This is a genomic window from Nevskia sp. (genome assembly GCF_023266035.1).
Lineage (GTDB): Bacteria > Pseudomonadota > Gammaproteobacteria > Nevskiales > Nevskiaceae > Nevskia.
Genome location: NZ_JAHFRY010000148.1, coordinates 1 through 11,165, shown reverse-complemented (window position 1 = coordinate 11,165; position 11,165 = coordinate 1). Strand labels below are relative to the sequence as shown.

Here is an 11,165-nt window from a genome sequence, read left to right as displayed (position 1 = left end):
CTTGAGGATTCGCTCCACGGTCTGCTGGGCGATCGGGTGATAGCCGCTGCTGACTTTCTTGTAGATCGCCTTGGCTTGCAGCTTGCCGGCTTCGGTCGCCGCCAACGCTCGATAGATCGGGCTGATCAGCTTCATGCGGCCGACATGGCCGAGATAGGCCTCGATCTGCGGCATCAGCGCCGCCGCCTGGCCTGAGTCGATCGCCAGCTTGTACCAGTCGCTGGCGATGATCGCGTTCGGCGAACCGGTGAGCTTGAAGCGGCTATCGAGCGCCTTCAGCTGCGCGGCGCTCACCGTCTTCGGGAAGCCTTCGAAGAAGTGCTCCCATTCCTGCACCGACCACTGCTCACCGCCCATGGCGTCGAGTGTGGCCGTGCCCGCCAGCCAGGCGTCGCGACCGGCATCGACCTTGGTCAGCGCATCGGAGGTGGCATAGACCGCATCGGCCGGCAGCGCCGGCTGCGAAATCCAGGCATCGATCTGCGTGGCACTCACCTTGCCCGGCTGCACCTTCAGCAGCTTGTCGTTCAGGTAGGCGATGAACTGCGGCGTGGTCGCGCTCTGGAAGGCGTGATCGTCGAACCAGCTGCGCAGGAAGCGATCGAAGGTTTCGCGGCCGAACTTCGATTCCAGCCAGACCAGGAACAAGGCGCCGCGCTCGTAGGGGATGCTGCTGAACACTTCGTCCGGATCCTTCGCCGGAAACGCACGGACCAGTTTGCGGTCCTCGTCCGACTTGGCCAGCGCGAAATCGGTCTTCAGGCTGGCCACGCCGATGACCCGCTCCATGTCGCCGCGGGCCTTGCCGAACTGCGCCTCGGTCAGGCGGTAGGTCAGGTATTCGGTGAAGCCCTCGTTGAGCCAGAAGTCTTCCCAGGTCGCATTGGTCACCAGATTGCCGGACCAGCTATGCGCCAGCTCGTGGGCGATCAGCGAGACCAGCAGACGATCGCCGGTGATCACCGTTGGCGTGACGAAGGTCAGGCGCGGGTTTTCCATGCCGCCGAACGGAAAGCTCGGTGGCAGCACCATCAGGTCATACCGGCCCCAGCGATACGGCCCGAACAGCTTTTCGCAGACCGCCAGCGTGGTTTCGGTCTCATTGAACTCGTAGGCCGCGGCTTTCAGCGTTGCCGGTTCGGCATAGACGCCGGTGCGCGGCCCCATGCTCTGGAAGGCGATGTCGCCCACGGCCAGCGCGATCAGATAGCTCGGAATCGGCTGCGGCATCTTGAACGTCCAGCGGCCGGCGGCATCGGGCTGGTCCGACATCTCGGCACTCATCACCGCGCGCAGGCCTTTCGGGGTCTTGACGCTGGCCTCGTAAGTCGCCCGCACGGCGGGTGAATCCTGCAGCGGCAACCAGCTGCGGGCGTGGATCGCCTCGGACTGCGAGAACAGGAACGGCTGTTTCTTGCCGGCGGTCTGCACCGGTTTCAGCCATTGCAGGCCGGTCGCTTCCGGACTCGTCGAGTAGGCGATGCGGACTCGCGTCGCGCCTGCTGGCAAGCTCACGGTCAGTGACTGGCCGAGCACCGCGTCCTTGGCGCCGAGCACGAACCGGGTTGCCGCCCAGGCCTTGCCATCGGCACTGGCTTCGGCGGAGCGCACGTCGAGCGCGCGGGTGTCGAGCACGATGCGATCGGCATCGGGCTTGAGCTTTTCGAACTGCAGCTCGGTGATGCCGTTCAGGCGGCGCCTGGCGAAATCGACATCGAGATCGATGACCAGATGCGTGGTCCGCACCTCGGCGCTGTTGGCATAGGAATGGGTGTCGACGACTTCGGCAGCCAGAACGGGATTCATCGGCGACAGGATCAGGACAGCGACGGAAGACGCCGCCAGCGCGGCACGACTCAGGAAGGAGGACATGGGTTTACGAGCCTCGGAGGACCGGCCCATGATACGGAAGTCCTTTGTTTCCCAAACTTTCTCATCCTTCCGATCCGATGCGTTTTTCCCTGTGCCGACTGCTTTGCCTGCTGTTGATGACGTGGTCCGTGCAGGCTGCGGAAATGGCGGATGAAGTCACTCAGGAAGTGGTCCAGGAACCGGGCGTGCCCGCATTGAACATGAACCAGATCGGAGACGCTTATGTGCGCCTGGTGCTCGCGCTCGGCGAGCACGATCCCGATACCGTCGACGCCTATTACGGTCCGGCTGCCGTGCGCGACGAGGTCAAGCGCCTGGTGCTCGCGCCGGCGCAGATCGAAGCTGAAGCGCAGGCACTGCTGCTGCAGGTCGATGCTGCCGATAGCCCGCAAGCGCAGACACAGGCGGAATTGCTGGGCCAGCGCCGCGAGTATCTGAAGAAGCAGCTCGCCGCACTCGTTGCCCGCGCACAGATGGTTCAGGGCGAGAAGTTCAGCTTCGATGACGAAGCTCGCGCGCTGTACGACACGCAAGCGCCCCACTACATCGAAGCCGATTTCGCACCGGTGCTGGCGCGCATCGAAAAGCTGCTGCCACGCCAGACTGGCGATGCGCAGTGGACGCTGGCCGAACGCTACAACCGCTACATCGAGCGCTACGCCGTGCCGCCGGCCAGGCTGCAGGCGGTGATGACGCTGGCAATCAACGAAGCGCGTGCGCGTGCCGCGAAGCATCTGCCGCTGCCAACTGGCGAGCGCTTCGAGCTGAGCCTGGTCAAGGACAAGGCCTGGAGCGCCTACAACTGGTATCAGGGCGGGCTGACGAGCCGCATCGAGGTCAATACCGATCTGCCGATTCCGGTGTCGCGGGTCATCGAACTGGCGTCGCATGAAGGCTATCCGGGCCATCACGTCTACAACGCGCTGCTCGAGAACGGCCTGGTCATCGGTCAGCAGTGGCCGGAATACACGGTTTACGCGCTGTTCTCGCCGCAATCGCTGATCGCCGAAGGCACCGCCGATTACGGAGTGGGCCTCGCCTTTCCGGGCAAGCAACGGCTGGCGTTCACGAGAGAACTGTTCACCGCCGCCGGGCTGAACACCAAGGACGCGGCGCGCTATCTGGAGATCGTCAACGCCGCGCGCGAACTGGTGCCGGCCGGCATCGAAGCGGCGCGCCGCTATCTCGATGGCAAGGCCACGGCCGCAGACACCGCGCTGTGGATGCAGCGCTTCCTGCTGTATTCGCCGGAGCGCGCTGCGCAGCGGCTGAAGTTCATCGACAAGTACCGCGCCTACATCATCAATTACAGCTGGGGCGAGGCGCTGGTGAGCAACTACATTCGCGCGAACGGCAGCGACGTCGCCGGTTCGCCCGAGCAATGGCAGCAGTTCTTCCAGCTGATCTCGCAGCCGCGCACGCCGGCGATGCTGCTGGCCGCCGATGTGACGGATGTCGTGATCGTTGGTGCCGACATCAACGACCTCGCCGATTTCGAAGCCTTCATCGCCACGCAGCCAACGCTGGATGCCTTCGCCGCCCGCTATCCGGATGTGCTGCTGGTGCGCCCGGGCATGATCACCACGCGCGAATTCCGCAGCGATCGCAGCCGCTTCTTTCCGGACCTCGACAGCCAGGGCCTGATCATCGGTGGCCGTTTCAACTGAGCGTGGCCGACCTCACCGATCTCGTCGAAAGCTTCGCGCCGCTGGAACCGCCCAACGCGCGGCTGCTGATTCTCGGCTCGATGCCGGGCATCGCTTCGCTGCGCGCGCAGCAGTATTACGGCCATCCGCGCAACCAGTTCTGGCCGATGATGGAGACGCTGTTCGGCGTGCCGGCGAATGCGGCCTATGCCGAGCGCATCGCCGGGCTGCAGGCGCAAGGCATCGCGCTGTGGGACGTGCTGCGCGCCTGCGAGCGGCCCGGCAGTCTCGATTCCAGCATCGTGCGCGGCAGCGAGCAGGCCAACGATTTCGCCGCCTTCGTTGATCGCCATCCGCAGCTGAAAGTGATCGCACTGAACGGCGGCACGGCGCGCGATGCCTTCCATCGCCATGTACTGCCGCTGCTTGGCGAGCGCTTGTCGGCGATCAGACTGATCGCGCTGCCGTCGACCAGCCCGGCCAATGCCAGCGTCAGCGCGGCAGCGAAACGCGCCGCCTGGGCCGCATTGCTGCCGCTGGCCTGATTTCGCGCAGTTCCACGTAGAACGCGGCGACGAACTGCGCAGGGTCACAGGATCGCGCTAAGGTTTCGTCCGCACGTTCATCCGCCTCTTCGATCGCATGAGTTCTCATCTTCAGTTCCACACCCTCGACGTGTTCACCGAGCAGCGCTACGGCGGCAATCCGCTGGCCGTCGTGCTGGCTGCGGATGGGCTGAACACGCGGCAGATGCAGACCATCGCCCGCGAATTCAATCTGTCGGAAACCGTGTTCGTGTTGAAGCCGACTGCGCCTTGCGCCGACTTCAAGCTGCGCATCTTCACGCCGCAGATCGAGATGCCGTTTGCCGGCCATCCCACCGTCGGCACGGCTTGCCTGCTCGCTGAACTCGGTCTGGCGCCTCAGGGTGACGATGTGCGCTTCGTGCTCGAGGAGAACGTCGGTCTGGTGCCGGTGCGGGTGTGCCGTGAAGCGGGCCGTGCGCCTTACGGCGAGCTGACCACGGCGGTGCTGCCGCGGCGCGGGCCGGACGCACCTTCTGCCGCGGCGCTGGCGACGATGCTCGGGCTCGAAGAACAGGACATCGGTTACGCCGGTGAAACGGCGGCGTTGATCAGCTGCGGTGTGCCTTACGTGCTGATACCGCTGCGCTCGCCGGAGCTGATGGCCGGCATCAGTTTCGATGTCGCCTGCTGGCGCCAGCATCTGGCCGGCGGCTGGGCGCATCAGGTCTACGTCTACGCGCGCGGCTACGAAGGCGAGTTGCGGGCCCGCATGTTCGCGCCCGGCGCCGGGGTCCACGAGGACCCGGCCACCGGCTCGGCCGCCGTGGCACTGGCCGGTCGGCTGGCGTTGGACTCGGCGGAGGCCGATGGCCGTCTGGCCTGGACCATCCATCAGGGTCTGGAAATGAATCGGCCGAGCGTGCTGCAGATCGAGGCCGACAAACAGGCTGGCGCGGTGATTGCTGTGCGAGTCGGGGGCCATGCGGTGACCGTGCTATCCGGCACCTTGCCGCTGTAACCGGTACGGCGGAACCCGCCGCTATACTTCATTCAGCGTTGTTAACAGGCTTCAGGCACCGGCCGGCCTTCACGATTTCAGGGAGATGCATCGATGAGCGAATCATTCCGCCGCCTGGCGCGGTTGGACGAGCAGTTCCACGGTCTGCTCGCGGCCTTCAAGCCCGCGCTGAAGGGCCTGATTCCGGACGACGTCAACTTCACTGAAGATTCCTACGACGAGCTGTTCATCATCCTGGCCTCCGCCGCGTACTACGCGCGCGATCCGAAGCTGCGCAAGCTGTCGGCCGACCGTACTGGCGGCAATCCGAAGCTGGTCAGCGTGATCATGGATGAAGGTCCGAAGGACAAGGATCTGGCGCTGCTCGAACGTCTGCTCGATCGCGTCGCGCCCTATGTGCCGGTGTCGGTGCTGCTGGCTTCGCTGAAGACCATGCACGCCAACAGCAGCGAGTTGTTCAAGGGCTATCACGCTGCCATCGAGCGGATCACCGCCGATCTGTTCCGCATCGCCGCCGGCTTCGCGCCGGCCGAAGCCTGCCCGGCCGTGCTGGTGAAGTGGGCGTCCGGCCCGCTGCGTGCAGAGATCTACGCGCAGTTGCATCAGGGTTGAGTCGCCGCCTTCGGGTGGCGCAACGAAAAGCGGCCGGTCACTCGCGTGACCGGCCGCTTTTTTTGTCGCTCCAGCGTTTACTGACCGGCGCTGGCACCGGCCTTGACGTTGACGTCGACATTCGCCGCACCGGCAGCCGCATTGGCGCTGTTCTTCACGGCAGTGCCGGTCGCGGAAGTCACGCCGCCAACAGCGTTCTTGGTGCCGACCGCGGCATCCCTAGCGACACCGACACCAGCCTTCGCGGTGTTCTTGGTCGCTTCAGCGGTGCCCTTCACAGCCTTGCCGGTGGCATGAGCGGCGCCTTTCGCGGCGTCGCCAGTGGTACCAGCAACGCCCTTCACCGTGCCGCCCACCGCACCGGCCGTGCCCTTGACGGCCTTGCCGAGGCCGAGACCCAGGCCGAGTCCGGCGTTGGCATCAGCCTTGGCATCGGAACCGACTTCGGCGCCGGTGCTGACGCGGGCATCGACTGCCGATTTGGCGTCGCTCTGGACCTCGGCCTTCGCCTTGGCAGCTGCAGCGGCTTCCGCATCGAGCTTGGCCTTGGCATCAGCGTCGACGTTGGTGTGCAGGCCGCCGGCATTGACGCCGAGGCCGGCACCCGCGTTGACGCCGAGGGCGAACGACGGACCGGCGGCGGTGATCAGGGTGGCGACGATCACGGCGGGGATAAGTTTGCGGTTCATCAAGGTGCTCCAGACAGATCATAAAGTTGGGAAAGTCGACCCTGCCTTGCTGGGCTCGATTCGACCTGCGCAGAATGCCGTCGGCAGTCTGAACCCGTACTGAACGGGTGTTCACAAGAATGATTCTCCACGATGTCCGGAGACAGCGCGATGACCATGATGCCGACCGATCACGCCTCCGCCCAGCGCTGGGCACTGAACTGGATCGCTGCCTGGAACGCGCGCGATATCGAAGCCGTGCTGCGCCTGTTCGCCGATGACTGCCGCTTCCGCAGCCCGAAGGCGGCGACCCTCACCGGCCATGGCACGGTGCACGGCAAGCCGGCGCTGCGCGCCTACTGGCAGGCCGCACTGGCCGCCATTCCCAGCCTGCAGTTCAGCTTCGAGGCCGCGCACTGGGACGCCGGCACCGGCACCTTGCTGATCCGTTATGTCGCCTCACTCGGCACGCAACGTCTGCTGGCAGCGGAAATCTTCGACTTCGACGATCAGGCCTGTGTGGCTTGCGGCACGGCTTTGTATGGCGCGCCGGTCGACTGAGCCGTCGGCGCCGGTCGACGCCGATGCCGCCAGGATCGCCATCCTCGCGACGATCGCCCGCATCCCGGCCGGCCGGGTGTCCACCTATGGCCAGATCGCCTGGATCGCTGGTTATCCGGGACGCGCGCGGCTGGTCGGCCGGGTGCTCGGCGGCATGCTCGAAGCCGGCGCTGCCACGCCCTGGCATCGGGTGATCAACGCGGCGGGGCAGATTTCGCTGCCGAAGTTCAGCGAGGAACACCGCGAACAGAAACGCCGGCTGCGCGCCGAAGGCGTGCACTTCGAAAACGACAGAGTCAGCCTGCGCCGCTATGGCTGGCAGGCGGGCGGCGACAGTCCGCTGATCGACTGAAGCAGCGGCCAGAAGCAGCGGCCAGAAGCAGTGGTCAGTGGCTAGTGGTCTGTGGTCAGAAAAGAGCTGGTCACTAAACACTAGCCACTGCTTTTCAGTCCGGATCGAGCCGCCGATGCTGGCGCAGCGCATGCCAGCCCTGCGGCGTCAGCGCGTAGCGATCTTCGGCCTTGGCTTCGATCAGGCCGCATTGGCGCAGACGTTGTGCGGCCTCGGCTTCAAGCGCGCATTGACCCTGTTCGATCCGTGCCAGCGCGGCCCAGTCCTGCGGCGATACCTGGTTCATGGCCTCTCCTCGCGTGAGCCAATCTTCGGCCCGGTCTTGCGCCGGACTGGCCTGATCATCGGCGTCGAACGAGGCCCCTGCAAGCGGCCATGAAAAAGGCCGGTGGCGACACCGGCCTTCGTTCATCGCACAAACCTGTCGCAGCGGCTTACCAGATGCTGACCCGCTTCTCGGGTGCGACATACATCTTGTCGCCTTCCTTGACGCTGAATGCGTCGTAGAAGCCGGCCTGGTTGACCAGGGTGGCGTTGCCGCGCACCGACGGCGGCGAATGCGGATCGACAGTCAGACGGCGGATCGCTTCGGCTTCGCGGTCCTTGCCTTGCCAGACCTGGGCCCAGCCGAGGTAGAAGCGCTGCTCGCCGCTCAGGCCGTCGATCACCGGCGCCGGCTTGCCGCCGAGGCTGAGCTTGTAGGCCTTGTAGGCGATGGTCAGGCCGGAGTTGTCGGCGACGTTCTCGCCCAGGGTCAGTTCGCCGTTGACGTGATAGCCCTTGACCGGCTCGAACGCCGCGTACTGGGCCACCAGAGCCGCCGTCTTCGCCTTGAAGTTCTTCAAGTCAGCTTCGCTGAACCACTGGCGCAGATTGCCGTCGCCGTCGTACTGCGCGCCCTGGTCGTCGAAGCCATGGCTGATCTCATGGCCGATCACCGCGCCGATGCCACCGTAGTTCACGGCATCGTCAGCAGCGGCAGTGAAGAACGGCGGCTGCAGAATCGCCGCCGGGAAGACGATCTCGTTCTTCTCCGGGTTGTAGTAGGCGTTGACCGTCTGCGGCGTCATGCCCCACTCCTCGCGGTCGATCGGCGTGCCGAGCTTGGCCAGTTCGAACTGGTAGCTGTAGGCGTTGGCACGGGCGACGTTGCCGAGCAGATCGCTGCCGCTGATCACCAGCTTCGAGTAGTCCTTCCACTTGTTCGGATAGCCGATCTTCGGCGCGAACTTGGCGAGCTTGGCCTGGGCTTCCTTCTTGGTTTCCGGGCTCATCCAGTCCAGCGTGTCGATCGACTGCTTGTAGGCTTCCAGCAGGTTCTTGACCAGCGCTTCCATGCGCGCCTTGTTGGCTGGCGGGAAGTGCTTCTCGACATAGAGCTTGCCGAGCGATTCGCCGATCGCGGTTTCAACCAGTTCCACGCCCCGCTTCCAGCGCGGACGATTTTCCGGAATGCCGCGTAGTGCCGTGCCGTAGAACGCGAAGTTCTCGTCGACGAAGGCCTTTGGCAGATACGGCGCGAACTCGGCGATCACCTTCCACTTGAAGTAAGCCTTCCAGGCGTCTAGCGGCTGGCTCTGCAGCAGCTTGGCGAAGCCGGTGATGTAGGTCGGCTGGCTGACGATCACGTAGTCGAGCTTGCCGGTCATGCCGGCACCGGCGAACCAGGCCTTGAAGTCGAAGCCCGGCGCCAGTGCGTCCAGCTTGCTCAGCTCGACCTTGTTGTAGGTCGCAACCGGATCACGATTGGCAACCTTGTCCCACTGCACCTTGGCCAGCGCGGTTTCCAGCGCGAAGATCGCCTTGGCTTTCTTGGCTGCATCCTTGTCGCCGGCCAGCGTCAGCATCTTCTCGATGTGGGCGACATAGCCAGTGCGCGATTCGCGGTACTTGTCGGTGTCCTTCAGGTAGTAATCACGATCCGGCAGGCCGAGGCCGTACTGGTAGAGATCGACGACGTACTTGGTCGAATCCTTGTTGTCCTGATGCACGAACGGCACGAACGGTGAGCCGACGCCGGTGGTCGACAGGCCGGCCATCAAGCCTGGGATACCGCTCTTGTCCGGCATCGCGTCGATGGTGGTCAGGCTGCTGTCGATGGCTTTCAGGCCGGCAGCTTCAACGCCGGCTTCGTCCATGAAGCTCTTGTACAGATCGCCGATCTGCTGCGGCTCGGTGTTCGGCTTCGCCTCGGCATTGGCGGCGGAGGCTTCGATCAGCTCGCGCAGCTGCCGTTCGGCGTCATCGGCCAGCTTGGTGAACGAGCCGTAGCGCGCCTTGTCAGCCGGAATCTCGAAGCTGTCCAGCCATTTACCGTTCATGTGCCGGTAGGTGTCGTCCTCGGCACGGACGGCGGTATCCATGGTCGCCGGATTGATGCCGGAGCTTGGTGCGGAGACGGCCGCGGCTGCTGCGGCGTCGGTCTTCGGAGCGTCGGCGGACTTGCCGCAGCCATACAGCAGTGCGGCGCCGGCCGCGATCATGAGGATGCGATTCAAAGGGATGGACCTCTTGGAATGGAGACGGCTGCTGTCACGGAAGGACGCAGCCTGATTTCCTCAGACTACGCCGGAGGCGAAAAGGTTGGAACCGATCAGTGATCGGCTCCAGTTGCAGCTTCAGGCTGCGGGCGTCTCGCGCAGCTCTTTCAGCACCAAGAGCCGGCGGTTACGCAGTTCGACGCCGATCGCGGCACCGACGAAGCCATCGGCAGTGACCGAGGCAGGCTCCACCAGCGCGATGCGCCGGCGCGCGGCGCGCAGGTAGTTCGGCTGCGGATAGTCGCGATTCTCCAGCCCGGTGCGGCCGCGGGCATCGCAGTCGCAGGCGGTCAGGAATTCCTCGAAGCGCTGCGGCCGGCGCAGTGCGTCGAGCCGTTCCAGCAATTGCATCAAGGTGCCCGGTGTCAGCTCGCGGGCCTGATGGACCAGCAGATGCTCGCGGCAGACCTGCAGCGCCAGTTCGCGGCAATCGTTCGGCAGCTTGAGCCGCGTGCAGAAGGCTTCGACCAGCGGCACGCCACTCTGCTCGTGGCCGTAGTGGCTGGGCAGCAGGTGTTCCGGTGTCAGCGCCTTGCCGAAATCGTGGCAGAGCGCGGCAACGCGCACCGTCAGCGGTGCTTCGATGTGCGCGGCGTGATCGATGGTCAGCATCGTGTGCACGCCGGTGTCGATCTCCGGGTGATGCTTCGGCGGCTGCGGCACGCCGAACAAGGCATCGACTTCCGGCATCAGGCGCTTCAGCGCACCGCATTCGCGCAAGGTCGTGAAATAGACCGACGGCTGCGGCTGCATCAGCGCCCGCTCGGTTTCCTTCCAGACCCGTTCCGCGGTCAGGTGATCGACTTCGCCGCTGTCGACCATCTGCCGCATCAGCGCCATGGTTTCGTCGGCAATACGGAAGCCGAGGCTGGCGTAGCGGGAATGAAAGCGGGCGATGCGCAGCACCCGCACCGGGTCCTCAGTGAAGGCCATCGAGACATGGCGCAGCAGCCGGGCATCGAGGTCGGCACGGCCGCCGTGAGGATCGATCAAGCTGCCGTCATCGTCTTCGGCCATTGCGTTGACGGTGAGATCGCGACGGATCAGATCGTCTTCCAGGGTCACGCCGGGATCGGTGTGGATGGTGAAGCCGCGATAGCCGCGGCCGTTCTTGCGCTCGGTGCGCGCCAGCGCGTGCTCTTCCTGAGTTTCGGGATGCAGGAACACCGGGAAATCCTTGCCGACCGGCCGGTAGCCGAGCGCGATCATTTCTTCCGGCGTTGCCCCGGTGACCACCCAATCGCGCTCGGCGACCGGGCGCTTCAGCAGCCGGTCGCGTACCGCGCCGCCGACCAGATAGCGTCGCATCATGGGATCTCTTCGAGGCCTGCCGGCACGGGTGCCAGCGCCACCGGCTTCAGCCAGGTCG

At 65.0% G+C, this 11,165-nt stretch carries 11 protein-coding genes; 6 read left to right on the top strand and 5 right to left on the bottom strand.

All coding sequences use genetic code 11. From position 1 onward, the window contains the following. A partial coding sequence (locus Q0D45_RS18540; RefSeq protein ID WP_293396324.1) for a M1 family metallopeptidase occupies positions 1-1,872 on the bottom strand: 1,872 nt, incomplete at its 3' end. 116 nt (positions 1,873-1,988) lie between these two features. Here Q0D45_RS18540 and Q0D45_RS18535 point away from each other — a divergent pair. From Q0D45_RS18535 to Q0D45_RS18520, 4 genes are all read left to right on the top strand, one after another. Beyond that, positions 1,989-3,539 (top strand): hypothetical protein, encoded by a 1,551-nt coding sequence (locus Q0D45_RS18535; RefSeq protein ID WP_293396321.1) that lies wholly within the window; start codon positions 1,989-1,991, stop codon positions 3,537-3,539. A 2-nt stretch (positions 3,540-3,541) separates the two neighbouring features. Continuing rightward, positions 3,542-4,063: a DNA-deoxyinosine glycosylase gene (locus tag Q0D45_RS18530; protein ID WP_293396318.1), complete on the top strand. Its 522-nt coding sequence runs from the start codon at positions 3,542-3,544 to the stop codon at positions 4,061-4,063. Positions 4,064-4,160: 97 nt separating this feature from the next. Further along, positions 4,161-5,063 (top strand): PhzF family phenazine biosynthesis protein, encoded by a 903-nt coding sequence (locus tag Q0D45_RS18525; RefSeq protein WP_293396315.1) that lies wholly within the window; start codon positions 4,161-4,163, stop codon positions 5,061-5,063. Between the two features lie 93 nt (positions 5,064-5,156). Continuing rightward, a complete protein-coding gene (locus tag Q0D45_RS18520) occupies positions 5,157-5,675 on the top strand; it encodes a hypothetical protein (protein WP_293396312.1) in 519 nt (172 codons plus the stop codon). Positions 5,676-5,752: 77 nt separating this feature from the next. Here Q0D45_RS18520 and Q0D45_RS18515 read toward each other — a convergent pair whose 3' ends face one another. Continuing rightward, positions 5,753-6,364: a hypothetical protein gene (locus Q0D45_RS18515; protein ID WP_293396310.1), complete on the bottom strand. Its 612-nt coding sequence runs from the start codon at positions 6,362-6,364 to the stop codon at positions 5,753-5,755. A gap of 150 nt (positions 6,365-6,514) precedes the next feature. On the opposite strand from Q0D45_RS18515, the gene Q0D45_RS18510 reads away from it, so the two are divergent. Both Q0D45_RS18510 and Q0D45_RS18505 read left to right on the top strand, forming a co-directional pair. Then, the gene (locus Q0D45_RS18510) at positions 6,515-6,904 is read left to right on the top strand and encodes a nuclear transport factor 2 family protein (RefSeq protein ID WP_293396308.1); all 390 of its coding nucleotides are present in this window, start codon (positions 6,515-6,517) and stop codon (positions 6,902-6,904) included. After that, positions 6,885-7,256, top strand: coding sequence for an MGMT family protein (locus tag Q0D45_RS18505; protein ID WP_293396305.1), 372 nt, complete (start codon positions 6,885-6,887; stop codon positions 7,254-7,256). Before Q0D45_RS18510 ends, Q0D45_RS18505 begins: the two co-directional genes overlap by 20 nt. A 94-nt stretch (positions 7,257-7,350) precedes the next feature. Here the strand turns inward: Q0D45_RS18505 and Q0D45_RS18500 are convergent, their stop codons facing one another. From Q0D45_RS18500 to Q0D45_RS18490, 3 genes are all read right to left on the bottom strand, one after another. Further along, positions 7,351-7,542 (bottom strand): hypothetical protein, encoded by a 192-nt coding sequence (locus Q0D45_RS18500; RefSeq protein WP_293396302.1) that lies wholly within the window; start codon positions 7,540-7,542, stop codon positions 7,351-7,353. Positions 7,543-7,690: 148 nt separating this feature from the next. Beyond that, complete coding sequence (locus tag Q0D45_RS18495) at positions 7,691-9,739, bottom strand: M13-type metalloendopeptidase (protein ID WP_366946502.1); 2,049 nt, start codon at positions 9,737-9,739, stop codon at positions 7,691-7,693. Positions 9,740-9,874: 135 nt separating this feature from the next. Next, a complete protein-coding gene (locus tag Q0D45_RS18490) occupies positions 9,875-11,104 on the bottom strand; it encodes a multifunctional CCA addition/repair protein (RefSeq protein ID WP_366946501.1) in 1,230 nt (409 codons plus the stop codon). Positions 11,105-11,165: the final 61 nt, after the last annotated feature.